This window comes from Pantoea sp. Ep11b (genome assembly GCF_040783975.1).
Lineage (GTDB): Bacteria > Pseudomonadota > Gammaproteobacteria > Enterobacterales > Enterobacteriaceae > Pantoea.
This window is the reverse complement of the sequence record NZ_CP160632.1, coordinates 104,082-124,415: the sequence shown is the minus strand read 5'-3', so window position 1 is coordinate 124,415 and position 20,334 is coordinate 104,082. Positions and strand designations below refer to the sequence as shown.

The window sequence follows — 20,334 nt, the reverse complement described above, 5'->3', positions numbered from 1 at the left end:
CGCGGCTATTCATTTAGCTGACACGAAGGCTTCTATTATTCATCGATGATGCTGGACGAACCCGATACTCGCGCCCCCCGGTAAGTAATGAGTCATAAAGACAATAAAATCAGAATGATGAAGAAAGCGATCTTATTGAAAGGTTAAGTTCAGACATGAGGAGTGACAATATCGATACCGGTAAATAACGCCTGAAAGGCGCAGAATAATTATGCTCAAATGAAAACGCACACATACAAAAAACTTATTCGCGCGCCTGTTAACCCGATCTTTAAATTCAATAACGGTTATCGCCGACAGCCATTTCTGGCTGCCGTATCTGGAAGTTTGGTTTCGGCTAACGCTGCGGTGGGCTAGAGAAGTATTAATATGGCAGCCTGTTTTTTCCTGCTGAAAAACTTCAGACAGGGCACATGATGCCCTGCCGGCTAATACAGGCAGGATAAGCCTGGCAGCAACGCATTCGGATGGTGTCAGAAGGGTGGTCAGAACGAGTAGCTCAGTGCCAGCGTCGCGGATGCGTTGTTGCGCCGGGCAACGACAGGGCTATCTGAAGCGTGTTTATCCAGCCATGTGTAATCGCCGATGACGCTGGCAGCCCAGGCAGGCGTAAACTGATGGCTCCATGTCAGCGTGGTGTCGGTGCCATAAAACCCACCCGCCGCATCATAACGCTCAAACCCGCTCTGTGCGCTTTGCTGGCGGCTGACGCCATACCAGGTGTTCATATAGCGTCCATCGCCTGATAATGCCGCGACCTGAAGGGCCACGGTGTCGCTGCTGGTCTGCCAGGGAATCAGCGTTACCGAGGTCCGGTACTGTACCCCCTGGCTGTCACTCAGCGGCAGCGTCGCTTTCTCCTCCAGCACCAGCCAGGGGGTAACTGACCATCCCAGCGCCAGCGAGGTGTTCAGCGTCGGATCGATCTTCCCCATCCCTCTGAGCCGATCGTCACCGTCCCGCCAGGAGGAATTCCGGTCAGAACGCCCCAGCCCGTAGCCCAGGGTATGTTCAAGATAGAAGCCATTGTCCGTCTGCAGGTCATAACCCACTCCTTTCTGCGAATCGAAAAAGAGTGCGCCATCGCGAGCCTGGACCAGCGGCATCAGCTGCCAGTGCTGTTTATCTGCGCCGCTGTAACGCGGTGCATTGATCGCGGCGATGCCCAGCGTCACGCTGGGGGGCGGCGTCGCTGACGCATCCGCAATCGCATCAGCCGTCAACCAGCCCAGCGAAAAACAGACCATGTGAAGCGTTATTTTTCCGGTTATCATCACATCTCCTCATTATCACATCAGGGGCGGAGCTGAGGGATCCAGTGCCGCATCACCGCCCGGAGTATGCGCGGCGAGTGTCAATGAACGGCCAGGGATTTATGAAGAAACAGTCAAGGTGATCCGGAAATGCAGTCAAAACGTATACTGATTATTGAAGATGACGCCGATGCCGCGGGCGTGCTTGAGGCTTACCTGAAACGTGAAAATTATGAGGTCATGATTGCCGGTGACGGTCCGGGTGGGCTGGAGATAGCCAGACGCTGGCAGCCTGATCTGATCCTGCTGGATATCATGCTGCCGGGCATGAACGGCACCGAAGTGCTGACTGCGCTGCGGCGGCGTGATGACACGCCGGTGATCATGGTGACGGCGATGGGCGATGCGCCGGATCGCATCGGCGCTCTGCGCTATGGCGCAGATGACTATGTGGTCAAACCCTACCATCCGGGTGAAGTGGTGGCGCGCGTGCAGGCTGTGCTGCGCCGCAGCCAGAGCCATGCACCGGTCAGTGAGACCCTGCGCTGGGCCGATCTCGTGGTAGATCCGGTGGCGCTCACCGCCGTGGTCGACAGCGGCAGTGCCACGCCGCGCCGTCTGGATCTGACGCCCACCGAATTTTCCCTGCTGGTCACCCTGATGCGCGCCCCGACGCGCCCGTTTACCCGCCTGTTCCTGCTGGAGCAGTGCCTGCCGGAGAGCGATGCGCTGGAGCGGGTGGTCGACACCCATGTCTATAACCTGCGCCGCAAACTGGAAGCCGCAGGCATCTCCGACGTTTTACCGGCGGTACGCAGCGTTGGCTATCGGTTCAGACAGCCATGAAGAGCGATACCCATACCTCGCTGTGGCGCTGGATCTGCCTGCGGGTGCTGTTTCTGGCCATCGGCAGCGTCATCCTGATCGCCATCTGTATGTGGCTGCGCTTTGCGATGCAGGCCTGGTGGGTTTATCACCGGATGCCCGCTGCGGTGGCAGAGGAGTTTACCCGGCTGCGTCTCCATCCCGCCAGCGATCCGACGCGTTTTCACCAGATTGTCGATCGCTGGTGGGGAATTACCTTTTCCGATCCCTCCCTGGCCTCTTCTGACTGGCTGACCGTGCTGGTGCTGGTCATGGTGGCCATTCCGTTTATGGTCCTGATGGCGCTGCGGTTTGCCCGTCCACTTTCGGCACAGTTCAGCCAGCTGGCTGGCGCAGCGCGCGCCGTATCGAAAGGCGAATTTGGCCGGACGGCCGCAGTAGTGAAAGAAGCCCCGCAGGAGCTGGTGCGCTTCACGGAGGACTTTAACCAGATGACGCAGCAGCTGGCCCGCTATGAGCGCGAGCTGCGCACCTCGCATGTGGCGATGGCCCACGAACTCCGCTCGCCCCTGACGGCGGCGATGGGCCGTCTGCAGGGCATTCTGGATGGCGTTTTTCCGGCCGAGCCGCAGCAGCTGGCAATGATCATGAAGCAGCTGACGCAGCTCAGTCGCCTGACCGACGAACTGCATCTGCTCTCACTGGCGGATGCGGGGCAGCTTACCCTGAACCGCGAGTGGATTGATCCCGGCGAGCTGCTGCGCGAGCGCAGCGGCTGGCTGCTGCCGCAGGCGGAACAGGCGGGGGTAACTATCAGCGTCAACTCGCCGGAAGATTTGCTGCTTTCTGGTGATCCCTTCCGCCTGGGTCAGGTCGTCACCATCCTCATTGAGAATGCGCTGCGCTACGCGGCAGAGGGTGGCGCATTACAGATCACGGCCAGCGCGCGCGATCGGGCGATTGTGCTGACCTTCCGTGATTACGGTCAGGGCGTGGAACCGGCGTTTCTGCCCCGGCTGTTTGACCGCTTTACCCGCGCCGACTCCTCCCGTGCCCGTCACTCCGGCGGCAGCGGCCTGGGATTGTCGATCGCCAAAGCGATCGTCGAGGCGCACGGCGGGTCACTTGAGGCCACGCTGCCTGCTGACGGCGGGCTGCTGATTAGGATCACGCTGCCAGTGGAATAAATCGTTCTGGCTTGACCGTTTCTTGATGGTTCATGGAACGTTTCTGGACACAAGCCGGGTTCAATGAGCACAACGCATTAAAGGAACCCGGTTATGACAGACTTCTTATCTGATGCTGCCCGTCAGGTGTGGCGTCATCTCTTCACCGTTCACATCGTTGCGCCCGTGGTGTTTGTCCTGCTCGGCGTGTTCATTCTGGCGGGCTGCCGGGATAATAATCCGCCGCCCGCCGCTGCGCCGATCCGCCCCGTCAGAACCACGATCGCCCCGCCGCCCAGTACCGATGCGTCACAGGTGCTGACCGGCGAAATCCGCGCCCATGAGGAGGTTGCGCTGGCGTTCCGGCTGGATGGCCGGGTTATCAGCCGCACGGCGGAACTGGGCGATCGCGTCAGCGTCGGCCAGCCACTGGCAGCACTGGAAAATGGTCAGTCCCGTAATGAACTGAGCAGTGCACAGGCCGACCTGGACAGCGCCCGCGCTGCTGAACAGGTCGCTGCGCTCAATCTGCACCGTATGGTGCTGCTGATGCCAGGCGGTGCCATCGCCCGCAGCCAGCTGGACAGCGCCCGGGCAGACTGGCAGAGCGCGCAGTCGCGCCGTGTCAGCAGCGAGGCTGCGCTGAAAAATGCCCGGGATAAACTCAGCTGGACGCAGCTTAACGCACCCGTTGCAGGCCGGATCACGTCGGTTTCAGTTCAGCCCGGTCAGGTGGTCAGCGCCGGGCAAACGGTGATGGCCCTGGCCGCAGATGATGCGCGCGATGCGGTGTTTGACCTGACCACGCCCGCCCTGCTACGCCCGGAGCAGGGCACGCCGCTGAAGGTAACGCTGCTCGCCGATCCGGGTGTTCAGGCCAGTGGCACGGTGCGCGATATCAGCCCGCAGGCCGACCCACAGACCCGCACCTGGCGGCTGCGGATCGCTCTTCATCAGCCGCCTGAGGCGATGGCACCCGGATCCACGGTCATCGTCAGCCTGCCTGATGCGCAACCCCCGGTCATCGCCCTGCCCGCCAGCGCCCTGACCCGCTCAGCCGACCAACCCGCGCTGCTGGTGGTTGATGCCACTTCACGCTTACAGCTCCGGCCGATCGTACTGGCACGTTTCAGTGCTGAGCAGATCTTCGTCGCGTCGGGGCTACAACCAGGTGAACGCGTTGTCACCGCCGGTATCAGTACGCTGCAGCCCGGTGAAAAAGTGAAAGTGATGCAGGAGGCGTTATGAACAGACCGGCGGGCGTCAATCTCTCTGGCTGGGCGCTGACCCATCAGCAGCTGGTGATCTTTTTCATGTTGCTGATCATGGCTACAGGTGTCCTGAGTTACGAGCATCTGTCTCGCAATGAAGATCCGGCGTTCACCATCAAAACGGCGGTGATCTCGGCGCAGTGGCCCGGTGCAGATGTGAACACCACGGTGCAACTGCTCACTGACGTGCTGGAACAAAAAGTACAGGAGATCCCCTCACTGGATGCGGTTGAAAGCGAAACCCGCGCCGGACGGACGGTCATCTACGTCAACCTGCGAGATGACACACCGCCCTCGCAGGTGGCGGGCATCTGGTATCAGCTGCGCAAAAAGATGCAGGATGTCGCCCCCTCGCTGCCGCAGGGCGTGGTGGGTCCGGCAGTTAACGACGAATTTGATGATACCTTTGGCACGATTTATGGCTTTACCGCAGAGGGGTTTAGCGCCAGAGAGTTGCGCGATCGGGTCGATGCGCTGCGCCGGAGTCTCGCCAGTCTGCCCGACATCGGCAAAACGCGTCTGCTGGGCGTACAGGAGCAGCAGATCGTTATCGCCTTTTCTCCGCGCAAGCTCAACGGTATGGGGCTGGATTTGCAGCAGGTCAGCGATGCCATCCGGGCGCAGAACGACGTTGTTCCGGCAGGCAGCCTGCGCACCGATCGCGAGAATATCGCGCTGCGGGTCAGCGGCACCCTGACCTCCGTGGAGAGCCTGCAGGCGATAACCCTGCATATTGGCGACCGCTTTATACCGCTCACCGACCTGGCCACGATCACTCTGCAACCGGCCACCCCCCCGACACCAACGTTCCGGGTTAACGGCCAGCCCGCTATCGGGCTGGCGATCTCCATGGCTGCCAGCGGCAATATGCTCGATTTCGGTAAACAACTGAATCAACGCATGCAGACGCTGGCCGAACAGCTGCCGCACGGCATTACCCTCACCCGCGTGGCGGACCAGTCTTCTGTAGTAAAGAGTGCGGTCAGCGGGTTTGTGCGGATACTGGGCGAGGCGGTGGTCATCGTCCTGGCCGTCTCCTTTGTCTCGCTGGGTCTGCGTGCCGGGCTGGTGGTGGCCGCAGCTATCCCGCTGGTGCTGGCGATGACCTTTACCGGCATGTTACTGGCAGGCATCGGCCTGCAACGGATCTCACTCGGCGCACTGATCATCGCGCTGGGGCTGCTGGTGGATGATGCCATGATCACCGTCGAGACGATGGTGGCGCGGCTGGAAGCGGGCGACAGCCGATGGCAGGCTGCAACCTGGGCCTTTAAAACCACCGCATTCCCGATGCTGACGGGGACGCTGGTGATGATCGCCGGTTTTATTCCGGTCGGATTCGCCGCCTCCAGCGCGGGCGAGTATTGCTACTCCCTGTTTGTGGTGATCACCCTGGCGCTGCTCTGCTCCTGGGTCGTCGCGGTGATCTTTTCGCCGCTGACTGGCTGCTGGCTGCTGTCCGCGACGTCAATCAAGGCCCATCAGCCGGGCTGGCTGATGCGCGGCTATCATCGTCTGCTGGAGCGTATCCTGCGCTACCGGCTGGTGACGATTGGCGCGGCCCTGGGGATGCTGCTGGTCAGCCTTTACGCCACCAGCTTTATGCAGGGTGAATTTTTTCCTGCCTCCGATCGGCCGGAACTGCTGGTCAGCCTGACGCTGCCTGCCAGCGCGGCCCAGGCGGAAACCACCCGCCGTACCGCCCGGCTGGAACAGATATTGCGCGGCAATCGGGATGTGGCAAACTTCACCAGTTACGTGGGCTCGGGAGCGATACGCTTCTATCTGCCGATGGATGTGCTGCCTGACAATGAGAACATCGCGCAGCTGGTGGTGGTGGCGAAGGATCTGGCGGCGCGCGATCGACTGCGCAGCAGGCTGGAACAGACGCTGGCGGCGGATTTCGGTGACATCACCACCCGCGTCTCGCCGCTGGAGCTGGGCCCGCCGGTGGGCTGGCCGCTGAAATATCGCATCACCGGCCCGGACAATGCCCGGGTGCGGCAGGCTGCCAGCCAGCTGGCGGCGCGGCTTGCCCGCTCTCCGCTGACCCGCGACGTCAATCTCACCGCGGGCGAGCCGGAGCGGGTCATGACGCTGGCGGTTAATCAGACCGCCGCGCGCGCCGCCGGACTCGCCTCCGACACGATAGCCCAGGCGCTGAACACCCTGCTGTCCGGCAGCGTGGTGACCACCCTGCGCGATCGCAACCGGCTGATCGATGTGGTGCTGCGCAGCAATGACGCAGAGCGCCAGGATACTGACACGCTGGCCGGACTCATGATCACCAATGCCAGCGGAAAAAAGATCCCGCTGCGGCAGGTGGCGACGCTTAACTGGGGCGTGGATGATCCGGTCATCTGGCGACGTCAGCGGCTGGCCGCCATCACCGTACAGACGGATATTGCGCCCGGCCAGCGGGCAGAACAGGTTTCACAGCAGCTTGCTCCGGCCGTTGCCTCGCTGCGTGCCACGCTGCCCGCCGGATACCGCATCGAAGAGGGGGGCGTGGTGGCGGAGTCGGACAAAGGCAACGGTTCGGTGTTTGCACTGCTGCCGATCACGCTCTGCGCCATGCTGCTCCTGCTGATGCTCCAGCTGCAGCGCTTTTCCGGCATGCTGCTGGCGCTGAGCATGGCGCCGTTTGGTCTGCCCGGTATTGTGCTGGCGATGCTTCCGGCGGGAACACCGCTGGGATTTGTGGCGCTGCTGGGCATTATTGCGCTGGCAGGCATTATCATCCGCAATGCGGTGATCATGATCAGTGAAGTAGATGCCAACCGACGCGCCGGACTGCCCGCCAGTGACGCGATCAGAGAAGCCGCGCATCACCGTGCGCGGCCTATTGTGCTGACCGCCTGTGCGGCTATCCTCGGCATGATCCCGATTGCCCATCAGGTGTTCTGGGGACCGATGGCGCTGGCGATTATCGGGGGACTGATCAGCGCAACGCTGGTGACGCTCACGGTACTGCCTGCGGCGTTAAGCCTGCTGTTGCAGCGCAGTGCGCGCTGAACCGCCGCCAGCGGGATCGCTGGCGGCAGTCAGTTCATCACCTCGACCAGTATCAGCGGGCACTTTCTGACTTTGCAGGCCTGACTGTAGGCCAGCGAGCAGACCGAACAGAGGTCGCGCACGTCAGACTGGTACTCATACTCCATGAAATAGCGGAACCGGCCGCCGGCAGAGTCTGTTCGCCAGAATCGCTGCGGCTCAAGAATTTCGTCCAGTTGCCTGAATGTCAGGGCTGACGGGTTATGAAACCCGACTCTTACGCGGTATGTTGTCATGCCCCGATTATTGGCTTCCCGGCACCCTGCCGCCAGCTGGTTATTGTTTTCAGTACGATAGCTGCCGCTTATCAACCGGCGTCGCCCGGGGCAGCCGGGGAGTCCGGCAACAGCGCCAGCAGATGCAGAACCGCCTTTGACGGATGATGGCGACGCCAGGCAAAGGCAACATCCGTAAACAGCGTGTTGTTTTCAATGTCGCTGAAGCGGACCTCGGGGTTATCGACGCAGCGCATCGACTCCGGAACCAGCGCGATGCCGCAGCCCGCCGCAACCATCCCCAGCGAAGTGGTGATCTGCGGCGCCTGCTGAAAAGTATGACGGGCGAACCCGGCCCGCAGACAGGCCGTTACGATCAGCTCATAAAGGCTGGGTGAAACGTCGCGCGGAAAGATAATCAGCGTCTCATCCGCCAGCGCGGAGAGCGCCAGCACAGGCGTGCCGCTGAGGGGATGGCTGCGCGGCAGGGCAATGAGCATTTTTTCCGTAGAGATGACGCGCAGATTAAATGCCTTGCTGCTTTCACATGGCAGCCGGATAAAGGCGGCATCCAGCAATCCCTCCTGCAGATCCTGCATCAGCAGGGCCATGTTCTCTTCCCGCGTCAGGAGCGTCATCGCCGGATAACGCGCCGTAAACTGACGGATCAGGGTAAAGATGCGCGGATTAAACGCCACCGAGCTGGCAAACCCCAGCGAGAGCTGACCGCTGATCCCACGCGCGATGCCGCGCGCATTCTCCAGCGCCTGGTCGGCAAGCTGCACGATCTGCACCGCATCCGCCAGAAAGGCTTCCCCCGCTTCCGTCAGCTCTACCCCGCGTGTCAGCCGCTTTAACAGCGGCGTGCCAATCTCCTGCTCCAGCCGCAGTATCTGCTGACTCAGGGGCGGCTGCGAAATCCCCAGCATTTCGGCGGCCCGGGTAAAGTGAAGCGTCTCAGCAACGGCAACAAAATAACGCAGATGGCGCAGTTCCATATCAAAAACGTCTCAAAGTTAACAGGTTTCGCTATTGGACCCGACAGCGGAATCGGTTCACCATTAGGTTAACACGGCTTAACGGTTATTCGATGAGGCATCAAATGAGCAATTATGTAACTGATTGTTCCTGTGAGGATCAACTCAAACACACCGTCCTGAAACTTTCTCAGGATGCACCAGAAAGTGTTATCTATCAGACCTCTCTGATGAGTGCGCTGCTGAGCGGCGTGTACGACGGTAATGTCAGAATCGCTGACCTGTTGCGCAAAGGTGACTTCGGTCTGGGCACCTTTAACCGGCTGGATGGCGAGATGATCGCGTTCGACAGCAAGGTCTATCAGCTGCATGCCGACGGCAGCGCCCATCCGGCCGACCCGGCACAGAAAACCCCGTTTGCGGTGATGACCTTTTTCCGACCGCAGCACCGCTATGAGTTTGACCAGCCGCTGTCACGTGAGGCGATTCATCAGGTGATCGATCGCCAGATCACCTCTGATAACCAGTTCTGCGCGCTGCGTATCAGCGGTCATTTCAGCCGCGTCGACACCCGCACCGTGCCGTGCCAGTGCCGTCCCTATCGCTCAATGCCGGAAGTCCTGGGCGACCAGCCCACCTTTGCTTTTCGCCAGCGCGCGGGCGAGCTGATTGGTTTCCGCACGCCGCAGTATATGCAGGGGATCAACGTCGCGGGCTATCATGAACATTTCATTACCGACGACCGCCAGGGAGGGGGTCACATTCTCGACTACGCGCTGGAGCGGGGCACCCTCACCTTCGGTGCCATCAGCAAGCTGGTCGTGGATTTACCGCAGGACAGCGACTTTCTGAATGCCGACCTGAACCCCGCCAATCTTGACGCCGCGATTCGCGCGGTAGAAAGCTAATCAGAGGAAAGACGATGAAAACTCCAACCGATACCACGCTCTGGACCTGCGGCGCTGACCTGGTGGTTGCGCAGCTGGAAGCGCAGGGCGTGCAGCATGTCTTTGGTATTCCTGGCGCAAAAATCGACAAGGTTTTTGATTCGCTGCTGGACTCCTCTATCCGGACCATTCCGGTTCGCCATGAAGCTAACGCCGCGTTTATGGCCGCTGCGGTAGGCCGTCTCACCGGTAATGCGGGCGTGGCACTGGTCACTTCCGGGCCGGGCTGCTCCAACCTGATCACCGGTATGGCCACCGCCACCAGCGAAGGGGATCCGGTGGTCGCCCTCGGCGGCCAGGTCAAACGCTCCGACAGTGCCAAGCAGGTCCATCAGAGCATGGACACGGTGGCGATGTTTCGCCCGGTCACCAAATATGCCGTTGAGGTCACCGATCCCGCGGCGCTTTCTGAATGTCTGTCGAACGCCTTTCGTCACGCCGAACATGGCCGGGGCGGCGGTGCCTTTATCAGCCTGCCGCAGGATATTGTCGACCAGCCGGTGACCGGCAAGGCGCTGAGCAGCAAAGGCCGCCCGGTGCTGGGTGCCGCGCCCGATGCGATGATCGACGCGGTCAGCCGGGCGATTGCCGGGGCAAAAAATCCGGTCATCCTGCTGGGCCTGATGGCGAGTCAGCCAGAGAACAGCGAGGCGATCCACGACCTGCAGACCCGCAGTCATATTCCGGTGACCAGCACCTATCAGGCAGCAGGGGCGGTCAGACAGGAGCACTTCTCACGTTTCGCCGGACGCGTCGGCCTGTTTAACAACCAGGCGGGCGATCGGCTGCTGCAACAGGCTGACCTCGTCATCACCATCGGCTACAGCCCGGTGGAATATGAACCGGCGATGTGGAACAGCGGCAGCGCCACCCTGATCCATATCGACGTTATCCCGGCTGAGGCCGACAACCGTTATCTGCCGGATGCCGAACTGGTGGGCGACATCGCCGCCACGGTGCGCAAACTGGCGGCACGGATCACCACCCCGCTGCAGCTGACCCCGGAAGCGGCCAGCATCCTGGAGGATCGGCAGCAGCAGCGTAAATTACTGGCGATGCAGGGGGCCAGCCTCAACCAGTTCGCCCTGCATCCCCTGCGCATCGTGCGCGCCATGCAGGACATCATCAACAGCGACGTGAGCCTGACGGTCGATATGGGCAGCTTCCACATCTGGATCGCCCGCTACCTCTACAGCTTCCGTGCCCGTCAGATCATGATCTCGAACGGTCAGCAGACGATGGGCGTGGCACTGCCGTGGGCGATTGGGGCCTGGCTGGTCGATCCGCAGCGCAAGGTGGTGTCGGTCTCCGGCGACGGCGGCTTCCTGCAGTCCAGCATGGAGCTGGAAACGGCCGTGCGCCTGAAAGCCAATATTCTGCATATCGTCTGGGTGGATAACGCTTACAACATGGTGGCGATGCAGGAGGAGAAAAAGTATCAGCGCGTCTCAGGCGTCAACTTTGGCCCGATCGATTTCAAAGCCTACGCCGAAGCGTTTGGCGCGGCGGGCTTTGCCGTAACCCGGGCAGCCGAACTGGAACCGATGCTGCGTCAGGCGATGGATGTTCAGGGTCCAGCGGTCGTGGCCGTGCCGGTCGATTACGCCGACAACCCGCTCCTGATGGGTCAGCTGCATCTGAGCCAGATTCTTTAATTTTACGTGAATAAGGAAAGGACGATGAAAAACAGAGTGGCACTGGTGACTGGCGCAGGCCAGGGGATTGGCGAAGCGATCGCCCTGCGCCTGGCCAGAGATGGCCTGGCCGTGGCGGTGGCCGATTTTAACGAGGAGACCGCCCACCAGGTGGCGGAGAAGATCAACCAGCAGGGCGGCAAAGCGATCGCCCTGAAGGTGGATGTCTCGCAGCGTGATCAGGTTATGGCCGCGGTTGAAGAGGCGCGTCTCGCCCTGGGCGGGTTTGATGTTATCGTCAACAACGCCGGTATCGCCCCCTCCACGCCCATTGCGGAGATCACCGAAGCGGTGGTCGACAAAGTCTATAACGTCAATGTCAAAGGGGTGATCTGGGGTATGCAGGCGGCGATTCAGGCTTTCGCCGCAGAGGGGCACGGCGGCAAAATCATCAACGCCTGTTCCCAGGCGGGTCACGTCGGCAACCCGGATCTGGCGGTTTACAGCTCCAGTAAGTTTGCAGTACGCGGCCTGACACAGACCGCTGCCCGCGATTTGGCCCCGGCCGGTATCACGGTCAATGCCTTCTGTCCGGGTATTGTCAGAACGCCGATGTGGGAAGAGATAGACCGGCAGATCTCCGAAGCGGCCGGGAAACCGGCCGGTTATGGCACCGAGTCCTTTGCGAAACGCATTACGCTGGGTCGCCTCTCTGAGCCGGAGGATGTGGCCGCCTGCGTAGCCTATCTCGCCAGCTCCGACTCCGACTATATGACCGGTCAGTCGCTGCTGATCGACGGCGGCATGGTGTTTAACTGATGCTCATCGCCTGTTGCACCTTGACGCAACAGGCGCCCTTTCCGTTCAGGTAAACGTTAATTTTTTTTTATTTGAAAAGCGGTTAATCATCAGCGTGTTGCCCTTTTTCTGCGCATTCTGCTGCCTCAGCGATTAAAGCTGCTTATCACCCTGCCGATAAATCAGAGACTCCTCTCCCTGTCCGAAGCGACTATGTTAACCATCAATCATAACGAAGCCGCCGCTAACCTGAACAATGCGCGGTACAGCACTGAGTCGATTCTTGGACGAACGATTGAACGCTTATCATCAGGGATGCGGATTAACAGTGCAAAAGATGACGCGGCGGGTCAGGCGATTGCCAACCGCATGACGGCCAACATCAACGCCGATGCGGTGGTGGCGCGTGGCCTTAATGACGCGATCAGCTACTCCCAGACCGCCGATGGCGGCCTGAGCAGTATCGTCAATATGCTGGTCCAGGCTCGCGCACTTTCCGTTCAGGCCGCGAACGGTACACTGTCCGACGCCGACAGGCAAAGCGTCAACGACCAGTATCAGCAGATCCTGGCTGGCATCAACGACATCGCCGATCAGACCGAAATTTTTGGCCGCTACCCGCTGGCGACCAATAATCCCGATCTGCCACCCGCTAAACTGGGTAACGTCGACCCGATAAACACAAAATTCCCGGTGGCGGGCAAAAGCTACTCGTTTACCTCCGGCGTTATTCCGCTGGCCTATATTCCGGCAGGATCGACGGGCATATCCATCACCATCGACTCTCTGGGACAGGATGATGACCTTCAGCTGTTTACCCGTGATGGAAAGCATCTGGCCGGAACGCCGCTTGATGGTTCCGCGCCCGACTACACCTGGAGCAGCAAAGGCATAAACGATGCAGCAACCGCGGACGCCCGGCTGCTGACCAGCAAGAACGGTTTCACCCCCGGCGCGACCTATGACAGCTCGCAGCTGCTGGAAGGGGGGACGAGCTGGGCGCTGGCGGGCAGTAACAGCAGCAGCTACAACGGCATGAATATCACCTACAGCGGTGACGGCGATCGCTATGAAGATGTCGCCAGCGGCGATTTCAATAACGGCACCAACACCGGTACCCGGCTGGAGCGTATTTCGCTGGATACCGTCACTGAAGATCTGATTGTGGTTGTTGTGGGCAACGGCTCCTTCACCGCGAACCTGACCTGGGGAAACCTGCCGGAGCCCAAAGGCGTGCCCGGCACTCCGCCCCATGAGAGCCGCCCGCTGGAAGTTATCACCAGCGCCGATTATGGTCAGCCGGTGCAGTCGGATAGCATTCCCGCAACGCCGTCAGACACCAAAGCACTGGGGCTGAACAACACGACGCTGCTGACCAGTGGTGATATCACTGTCACGATGACGGCGCTGGATGGCGCGCTGGCGAAGGTCAGCGGCTATCAGTCCCTCTATGGCGCTAAGATCAATCGCTACGAGTCGAACCGTAACGTGTTAGCGCAGCAGGGTGTGGATACCGCCGCCGCACGCAGCCGTATTCAGGATGCCGATTATGCTGAAGAAGCAAGCCAGCTGGCGCGCAGCCAGATCATCCAGCAGGGTCAGACGGCCGTCAGTAAGATGACCAGTAAAACGCCGGAGATGATTATCCAGTTGTTAGGCAGCTAACCTTCTGAAAGGGCTGAGCATTCCGCTTCAGCCTTTTTTCCCGCACCCGCATCACCACTTCTGATCCCACGCTGTGCTGGCCCTGGAGGCCGGATAACGCTGTCGTTCCCTTTGATCCCGATCACACATTCTCGTTTAAGATTCGTTTAAGAATGATGGCGATCACCTTTTTTTGTTAAATAAATGCTAAATCCTGATAACTCTTTACTATCAGCTTTCTGTGCAGGGTTAACTAAAACAATAGCTTAATCGTTATCAGGCTAAGTAATTACCTGAATTCTCCTGCCTGAAGATAACTTTTCTATAACTTTTACACCATTGTGAGGGCTGTTACTTTGCTGACGATACTGGGTTTTTCCATGGTGGTCTGCTTCATGTACCTGATCATGACCAGGCGCATGTCCGCCCTGATTGCGCTGATCCTGATCCCCACCCTGTTTGCGCTGATAGGCGGTTTTCACGCGGGCCTGGGTGCCATGATGCTGGATGGCGTCAAAAAACTGGCCCCCACCGGCGTGATGCTGACCTTCTCCATACTCTATTTCGGTCTGATGATCGATGCCGGACTGTTTGATCCGCTGGTGCGTTTTATTCTCCGGCTGGTGCGCGGAGACCCGCTCAAAGTGCTGGTGGGAACGGCGATTTTAACCCTGCTGGTCTCGCTGGATGGTGACAGTTCGACCACCTATATGATCGCCATTGCCGCTTTCCTGCCGCTCTATCACCGGCTGGGTATGAACGTACTGATGATGACCTGCCTGGTCAATCTCGCCAGCGGTATCATGAACCTCTCACCCTGGGGCGGACCGACGGCCCGTGCTGCCGCGGCGCTGCGCATCGACGCTCTCGACATCTTTATTCCAATGCTGCCTGCCATGCTGCTGGCGTGCGCCAGTCTGGTGGCGATGGCGGTGCTGTTTGGTCTGCGTGAGCGTAAGCGTTTAGGCGTGATGAGCATGAAAGAGCATCATCTGGACAACATTGAGCTGGGGCTGGGCGACGCCGAAGAGTGCGCCGCCAACCGCCGTCCAAAGATGTTCTGGCCGAACTTCATTCTGACCACCGTGCTGCTGGTGCTGCTGGTCATCGGCTTAATGCCGATTCAGATCCTGTTTATGCTGGCGTTTGCGATTGCCGTCATGCTCAACTATCCGACGCTGGAGGAGCAGAAAGCCCGCATCAGCGCGCACGCCGGAAACGTGCTGGCAGTGACCTCGCTGATTTTTGCCGCGGGCATTTTCACCGGGATCCTCTCCGGGACCGGCATGGTCGATGCGATGGCGAAGAGCCTGCTGGCGGTGATCCCACACAGCTTCGGGCCTTACCTGGCGCTCTTTACCGCGCTGGTCAGCCTGCCTTTCACCTTCTTTATGTCGAATGACGCCTTTTACTTCGGCATTCTCCCGGTGATCGCCCAGACGGCGGCCAGCTACGGCATTACCGCAGAAGAGATCGCCCGCGCATCTATCGTCGGTCAGCCATTCCACCTGCTGAGCCCGCTGGTGCCATCCGTTTACCTGCTGGTTGGCCTGGCGAAGGTTGATATCGGTGACCACCAGCGTTTTGCCATCAAGTGGGGAATTCTGGTCAGTCTCGTCCTGATGGCGGGCGGCCTGATCACCGGCGCTTTCCCGCTGTTCCACCGTTAATCTTCCGTTTTCTGGCGGATAACCGACAATCCTGACCGGTTATCCGCTTCACCGCTCCGCCTACTGCTCCAACCCTCTCTACACTCTATAGCCAGGCTGAGATCTGTGTGCCGGACGGCACCCGCCTCGGATCATTTCCCGTTAACGCAATGGAGCTTCGATGAAAATTCACCATCTTAACTGCGGCTGTATGTGCCCGCTGGGCGGCGCGTTCTACGATGGATTCAGCAAAGGCCTCAGGGCGCATCTGGTCTGCCACTGTCTGCTAATCGAGACCGACCGCGATGGGCTGGTGCTGGTGGATACCGGATTCGGACGGCAGGATGTCCATGCGCCCGGCAGCCGTCTGTCCGGCTTTTTTCGTGCGCTGAACAATATTCAGCGACGCGACGATCTCACTGCGCTGTCCCAGATCACGGCGCGGGGATTCCGGGCGGAAGATGTACGCCATATCATCCTGACCCATCTCGATTTTGACCATGCCGGCGGGCTGACCGATTTTCCGCAGGCGCGCCTCCATCTGTTGCAGCAGGAGGTTGATACCGCCCATCGCCGTCATAGCTGGCTGTCGCGTGAACGTTACCGTCCAGGACAATGGGGCGGGATCAGCCAGTGGGAAACCTATCAGCCGCAGGGAGAAACCTGGTTTGGTTTTGAGGCCGTCAATCGCCTGCGTGACCTGCCGCCAGAGATTCTGCTGGTGCCGCTGGCAGGCCATACACCCGGTCACGCGGGTATCGCCATCCGGCAGCCCGATGGCTGGCTGTTGCACGGCGGCGATGCCTGGTTTTATCGCGGTGAGATGCGCCAGCAGACGCGCCACTGCACGCCGGGGCTGCGCTTTTACCAGTGGATGATGGGAATGGATAACCGGGCCAGGCGGCATAATCAGCAGCGACTGCGGGATCTCTCCTGCCAGCATGGAGGTGAGATTACCTTTTTCTGCAGTCATGACGTCCGCGAACTGGATGGATTGCAGGCTAATGCACCACTGCGCTGATAAAATCCCGGTCTCCACTGATCAGGGCAGCAGGATGAACGGGGCAGACAGGCCGTCAGTGCGAACGCGCTGTTAACCGCCTCCTGCCGGGATCATTACTGACGGGCTCAGAAGCTGACTTCCGGGCTCTTCTGCTACTGCCGTTTCAGCCGCGGCGTCCGGTGCTGTCAGCTTATGCCGGATCGCCCGTCCGCTTTTTCAGCTGCGCAGCCAGCCAGGGGGCGGTAAGACTCTGTTTCGCGCGGCTGACCGCCTCCGGTGACCCGGCTGAGACAACCCGCCCGCCCTTCAGCCCGGAACCGGGCCCCAGATCGATGACCCAGTCCGCCTCGGCCACAATCCGCATCGTGTGTTCCGCCATCACCACGGTATGGCCGCGCATCACCAGCTCATCCAGCACGACCAGCAGTTTATCCATGTCCGACGGATGCAGACCTGTCGAAGGCTCATCCAGCAGATAGAGCGTGGCGGTGCGCTGCACGCGCTGCAGTTCCCAGGCGAGCTTGATGCGCTGACACTCGCCACCGGAGAGTTCCGTGGCGGGCTGCCCCAGCGTCAGATAGCCCAGGCCCAGGGACGTCAGCGCCGTCAGGGAACGCTGGATCCCGTCATATTCCCGGAACAGTTCGCTGGCCTCATCGACGGTAAGATCGAGCACGTCGGCGATCGTGAGGTTATTCCATGTCACCTCAAGCGTTTCAGGATTATAACGGCGTCCCTCACAGACCGAGCAGGTTGCCGTCGCGCTCGGCATAAAGAGCAGCTCAATGGAAATCTGCCCCTGCCCTTCACACGCCGGACAGCGCCCGGCGGGCAGGTTGAATGAAAAGCGGCTGGCGCTGAACCCTCTGGCTTTCGCGGCGGGCGTGTCGGCAAAGAGCCGGCGGATGATGTCGAAAAATCCGGTGTAGGTGGCAAGATTCGAGCGTGGCGTCCGACCGATCGGACGCTGATCGATCCTGACCAGCCGGCCGATGGCATCACCGCCACTGGTTATCTGGCCTGTCACATCAGGCACCGGCTCCTCTTCCTCGCCCTCCTGACTGTCAGGTGGCGTATCAAAACGTCCGAGCAATTCCGGCAGTACGCGATTCAGCAGGGTGGATTTGCCCGATCCCGAAATCCCGGTGACAGCGGTCATTCTCGCCAGCGGGATAGCAATATCGACGCCGACGATATTGTTGCAGACGATCTGCGCCAGCCTGAGCCAGTGCTCAGCAGGCCGACGCTGACGCAGCCCGCTGTAGCTGCGGGCAAAGAGATATTCCGCGGTCGGCGAGGCGCTGACCGCTTCCAGTCCGGCTGGCACCCCGTTATAGACGATCGCGCCGCCGTGACTGCCCGGACCCGGCCCGACCTCCACCAGCCAGTCCGCCCCGGCAATCAGGTCCGTATTATGCTCGACGACAACCAGTGAGTTGCCTGCCCGGACCAGGTTTTTCAGTGAGACCTGCAGCGATCGGACATCGTCGGGATGCAGCCCCGCTGAAGGCTCATCCAGCACGTAGAGTACGCCGAACAGATGGGAAATCAGCTGGGTGGCCAGACGTACGCGCTGCAGCTCACCAGAGGAAAGCTGCGTGGTACGGCGTCCCGGCGCGAGATGTCCCAGCCCCAGCGTCTCCAGCTGACCAAGCCGCGTGCAGATATCGGCGGTCATGCGGAGCACCGCCTCGCGCAGCGCCGCTTCGGCGGGCATATCCGGCGAGACGCCCTGTGCATAGGGTTTCAGCCGCTCACGCAGTTCAGAGACCGGAAGCTCACTCAGGCTGGCGATATCCTCTCCGGCAAAAGTGACGGAGAGCGCATCCCGGTTAAGCCTTTTGCCGTGGCATTCCGGACAGGGCGCGACCGTCACAAAGCGCGCCAGCCGTTTCTTCGTGGTTTCGCTGCCACCCGCATAGCCCTGCAGCACAATTTTTGCCGCACTGGTGTAGGTGCCGGTATAGGCGGGCTCTTCGCCCGCCGCCAGCGCTTTTTCCCGCTGCGCCGCGTTCAGCCCGACAAAAATCGGCACGGAGGGTTGTTCATCGGTCAGCAGTATCCACTGCCGATCGCGGGATGAAAGCGTGTGCCAGGGCGCATCGACGTCATAGCCGAGCGTCTCCAGAATGCTGCGCAGATTCTTGTTGTGCCAGCCTCTGGGCCATGAGGCAATCGCGCCTTCGCGGATGCTGAGTGATTCATCCGGCACCATCGCTTCGGTTCTGACGGTATGCACCCGGCCAAGTCCCTGACAATGCGGACAGGCGCCTTTGGGATGGTTGGGGGAAAAATAGTCGGCCGTCATGAAGGGCACGCCCTCTGGCCTTACGCCCGCACGTGAAAACAGCAGGCGCAGCGTGACGGAAATGCGGGTCAGGCTGCCCACCGTTGAGCGTTCCTGGGCACCCGTCCGGCTCTGCTGAAGCGCCACGGCAGGCGGAAGCCCGTCGATATTGTCCACATCCGGCGCAGCGGCCTGATCGATGAGACGGCGGGCGTGAGGCGAAACCGACTCAATAAACCGGCGCTGCGCTTCCGCATAGAGGGTGTCAAAAGCGAGTGAGGACTTGCCGGAGCCGGAGACCCCGGTAAAGACCACCAGCGCATTCCGGGGGAACCGCAGCGACACATCTTTAAGATTGTGTGTTCTGGCACCCTGAACCGAGACATAAGGATCAATGTGCTCATCAGCGCGGTAAGGATCGGTGGAGCTTTTTTCTTTCATGATGTCCCTGTTTGATCATCTCTGGCAGGCTAAGGCTCGCCTGCCGGTAGTCGCTGAAAGTGGTGATGGCCGATTGGGTGTTCAGGCGATGCGGCCCGCTCCGGCCCCGGCACCCAGGCAAGGGTAGTCAGGGATCCTGGGATGTACAACGCAATGGGGAGGTATTTGATGCGGGAGGAGAGGTGCCGCATTAACCGGCTCTCATCTCAGGAGGCGGGGGGATTTCCTGAACGGACCCGGAACCGGTATTCTGGCTGGCTCTTCTTCCGCACCTGACACAAGGGGGGGCGGATCATCGGAAGCGGCAGCTCGCGCCTGTTGTTCAGCCCTTCATGAACGCAATCAGGGTGCCCGGTTGCCGGTAACAGATCTCATACGATCAGTCTCAGCTGCTCCCTGCAAATTTTAATCGCGTCTGCCGGATCGGATGTCCTGATGAGAAAAGGTTTCTGCGCATAGTGTTCGATAAGCAGAATCATCACTGTCAGCTCCCCTTACGGATTAATCCACTCGCTTGCCAGTAATGCCCCCTCAGCGGCATAGCGAAACAGCGCGCGCTGGTTGTCATTTCGCTGAAGCTGATAAGCGTCAAGCCTGCTGGTGTGAAGGATCACCACGCCGAAGCGGGATTCTCCGGCTTCCGGGTCCGTTAATTCATCTGGCTGATGCGCTGTTACCCGCACCCCGCCAGGCGCTCCACCGCTGTATGTCTGCCGGGTATGCGACGGCAGCGCACGCCAGGTATTGCGGGCGATCTCACTGCCTGCCGCATAAAGGTGAACCTGCCCGGCCAGGCGCAGTTGCAGGCGGCGCTCATGGCAATATCCCAGTACGGTGACCTGCGGGTTCGCCGCCATCTCCTGCCATTTCGGGCTGCGGACATCGGTATGAAATGTCAGCCTCCGGCGCGCATCATCGCATTCGCGCAGTACCACGATGCGCGCCTGAGGCCGCTGCGCGGTATCGGCCGTGCAGAGCGTCACATAGCGGAATCCGGCGTGCGGATCGGCGGCCGCGTCCATCAGTCCCGTCCAGGCGTCAGCTTCAAACGTTTTCAGATCCATAGGGCTACTCTCATCAGCGTCAACATTCAGCTATCGGACTAAGCGTAGCAATGAAGCGTGAAGATGACCTGCCAGCACAGTTATGAATAACTCCTGTGAGCAGTCG

At 60.3% G+C, this 20,334-nt stretch carries 15 protein-coding genes; 10 read left to right on the top strand and 5 right to left on the bottom strand.

Annotation, left to right across the window (positions count from 1 at the left end):
* Positions 1–485: 485 nt before the first annotated feature.
* Entirely contained in the window at positions 486–1,274 is a 789-nt protein-coding gene (locus tag AB1748_RS18805; protein WP_367396378.1) for a MipA/OmpV family protein, read from the bottom strand.
* A gap of 129 nt (positions 1,275–1,403) precedes the next feature.
* Here AB1748_RS18805 and AB1748_RS18800 point away from each other — a divergent pair, with 129 nt between their 5' ends.
* From AB1748_RS18800 to AB1748_RS18785, 4 genes are all read left to right on the top strand, one after another.
* Positions 1,404–2,099 carry a response regulator gene (locus tag AB1748_RS18800; protein WP_111138268.1) on the top strand — a complete coding sequence of 232 codons (696 nt, stop codon included), beginning with the start codon at positions 1,404–1,406 and terminating at the stop codon, positions 2,097–2,099.
* Complete coding sequence (locus AB1748_RS18795) at positions 2,096–3,265, top strand: sensor histidine kinase (protein WP_367396377.1); 1,170 nt, start codon at positions 2,096–2,098, stop codon at positions 3,263–3,265. The genes AB1748_RS18800 and AB1748_RS18795 overlap by 4 nt, the downstream gene beginning before the upstream one ends.
* Before the next feature lie 93 nt (positions 3,266–3,358).
* On the top strand, positions 3,359–4,492 hold the full coding sequence (locus AB1748_RS18790) for an efflux RND transporter periplasmic adaptor subunit (RefSeq protein WP_111138266.1): 1,134 nt from the start codon (positions 3,359–3,361) through the stop codon (positions 4,490–4,492).
* Positions 4,489–7,530, top strand: a complete 3,042-nt coding sequence (locus AB1748_RS18785; RefSeq protein ID WP_367396376.1) for an efflux RND transporter permease subunit — start codon at positions 4,489–4,491, stop codon at positions 7,528–7,530. The genes AB1748_RS18790 and AB1748_RS18785 overlap by 4 nt, the downstream gene beginning before the upstream one ends.
* Before the next feature lie 29 nt (positions 7,531–7,559).
* Here AB1748_RS18785 and AB1748_RS18780 read toward each other — a convergent pair whose 3' ends face one another.
* Both AB1748_RS18780 and AB1748_RS18775 read right to left on the bottom strand, forming a co-directional pair.
* Positions 7,560–7,805, bottom strand: a complete 246-nt coding sequence (locus AB1748_RS18780) for a hypothetical protein (RefSeq protein WP_111138264.1) — start codon at positions 7,803–7,805, stop codon at positions 7,560–7,562.
* 71 nt (positions 7,806–7,876) lie between these two features.
* Complete coding sequence (locus AB1748_RS18775) at positions 7,877–8,782, bottom strand: LysR family transcriptional regulator (RefSeq protein WP_367396375.1); 906 nt, start codon at positions 8,780–8,782, stop codon at positions 7,877–7,879.
* 104 nt (positions 8,783–8,886) lie between these two features.
* On the opposite strand from AB1748_RS18775, the gene budA reads away from it, so the two are divergent.
* From budA to AB1748_RS18745, 6 genes are all read left to right on the top strand, one after another.
* Positions 8,887–9,669 (top strand): acetolactate decarboxylase, encoded by a 783-nt coding sequence (gene budA / locus AB1748_RS18770; RefSeq protein WP_367396374.1) that lies wholly within the window; start codon positions 8,887–8,889, stop codon positions 9,667–9,669.
* Between the two features lie 14 nt (positions 9,670–9,683).
* Complete coding sequence (gene alsS / locus AB1748_RS18765; protein ID WP_367396373.1) at positions 9,684–11,363, top strand: acetolactate synthase AlsS; 1,680 nt, start codon at positions 9,684–9,686, stop codon at positions 11,361–11,363.
* Between the two features lie 24 nt (positions 11,364–11,387).
* Positions 11,388–12,161 carry a (S)-acetoin forming diacetyl reductase gene (locus AB1748_RS18760; protein ID WP_367396372.1) on the top strand — a complete coding sequence of 258 codons (774 nt, stop codon included), beginning with the start codon at positions 11,388–11,390 and terminating at the stop codon, positions 12,159–12,161.
* 192 nt (positions 12,162–12,353) lie between these two features.
* Positions 12,354–13,805 carry a flagellin gene (locus tag AB1748_RS18755; protein ID WP_367396371.1) on the top strand — a complete coding sequence of 484 codons (1,452 nt, stop codon included), beginning with the start codon at positions 12,354–12,356 and terminating at the stop codon, positions 13,803–13,805.
* A gap of 335 nt (positions 13,806–14,140) precedes the next feature.
* Positions 14,141–15,454: a CitMHS family transporter gene (locus AB1748_RS18750; RefSeq protein WP_367396370.1), complete on the top strand. Its 1,314-nt coding sequence runs from the start codon at positions 14,141–14,143 to the stop codon at positions 15,452–15,454.
* Positions 15,455–15,614: 160 nt separating this feature from the next.
* Positions 15,615–16,454, top strand: a complete 840-nt coding sequence (locus tag AB1748_RS18745) for an MBL fold metallo-hydrolase (RefSeq protein ID WP_111138358.1) — start codon at positions 15,615–15,617, stop codon at positions 16,452–16,454.
* A 172-nt stretch (positions 16,455–16,626) separates the two neighbouring features.
* Here AB1748_RS18745 and AB1748_RS18740 read toward each other — a convergent pair whose 3' ends face one another.
* Both AB1748_RS18740 and AB1748_RS18735 read right to left on the bottom strand, forming a co-directional pair.
* On the bottom strand, positions 16,627–19,164 hold the full coding sequence (locus AB1748_RS18740) for an excinuclease ABC subunit A (RefSeq protein WP_367396369.1): 2,538 nt from the start codon (positions 19,162–19,164) through the stop codon (positions 16,627–16,629).
* Between the two features lie 494 nt (positions 19,165–19,658).
* Entirely contained in the window at positions 19,659–20,228 is a 570-nt protein-coding gene (locus tag AB1748_RS18735) for a pyridoxamine 5'-phosphate oxidase family protein (protein WP_367396368.1), read from the bottom strand.
* Positions 20,229–20,334 lie beyond the last annotated feature (106 nt).

What these genes read in the sequence shown, in the direction of transcription:
- AB1748_RS18805 (WP_367396378.1), bottom strand. Translation starts at nt 1,274, where the DNA reads ATGATAACCGGAAAAATAACGCTTCACATGGTCTGTTTTTCGCTGGGC.
- AB1748_RS18800 (WP_111138268.1), top strand. Translation starts at nt 1,404, where the DNA reads ATGCAGTCAAAACGTATACTGATTATTGAAGATGACGCCGATGCCGCG.
- AB1748_RS18795 (WP_367396377.1), top strand. Translation starts at nt 2,096, where the DNA reads ATGAAGAGCGATACCCATACCTCGCTGTGGCGCTGGATCTGCCTGCGG.
- AB1748_RS18790 (WP_111138266.1), top strand. Translation starts at nt 3,359, where the DNA reads ATGACAGACTTCTTATCTGATGCTGCCCGTCAGGTGTGGCGTCATCTC.
- AB1748_RS18785 (WP_367396376.1), top strand. Translation starts at nt 4,489, where the DNA reads ATGAACAGACCGGCGGGCGTCAATCTCTCTGGCTGGGCGCTGACCCAT.
- AB1748_RS18780 (WP_111138264.1), bottom strand. Translation starts at nt 7,805, where the DNA reads ATGACAACATACCGCGTAAGAGTCGGGTTTCATAACCCGTCAGCCCTG.
- AB1748_RS18775 (WP_367396375.1), bottom strand. Translation starts at nt 8,782, where the DNA reads ATGGAACTGCGCCATCTGCGTTATTTTGTTGCCGTTGCTGAGACGCTT.
- budA (WP_367396374.1), top strand. Translation starts at nt 8,887, where the DNA reads ATGAGCAATTATGTAACTGATTGTTCCTGTGAGGATCAACTCAAACAC.
- alsS (WP_367396373.1), top strand. Translation starts at nt 9,684, where the DNA reads ATGAAAACTCCAACCGATACCACGCTCTGGACCTGCGGCGCTGACCTG.
- AB1748_RS18760 (WP_367396372.1), top strand. Translation starts at nt 11,388, where the DNA reads ATGAAAAACAGAGTGGCACTGGTGACTGGCGCAGGCCAGGGGATTGGC.
- AB1748_RS18755 (WP_367396371.1), top strand. Translation starts at nt 12,354, where the DNA reads ATGTTAACCATCAATCATAACGAAGCCGCCGCTAACCTGAACAATGCG.
- AB1748_RS18745 (WP_111138358.1), top strand. Translation starts at nt 15,615, where the DNA reads ATGAAAATTCACCATCTTAACTGCGGCTGTATGTGCCCGCTGGGCGGC.
- AB1748_RS18740 (WP_367396369.1), bottom strand. Translation starts at nt 19,164, where the DNA reads ATGAAAGAAAAAAGCTCCACCGATCCTTACCGCGCTGATGAGCACATT.
- AB1748_RS18735 (WP_367396368.1), bottom strand. Translation starts at nt 20,228, where the DNA reads ATGGATCTGAAAACGTTTGAAGCTGACGCCTGGACGGGACTGATGGAC.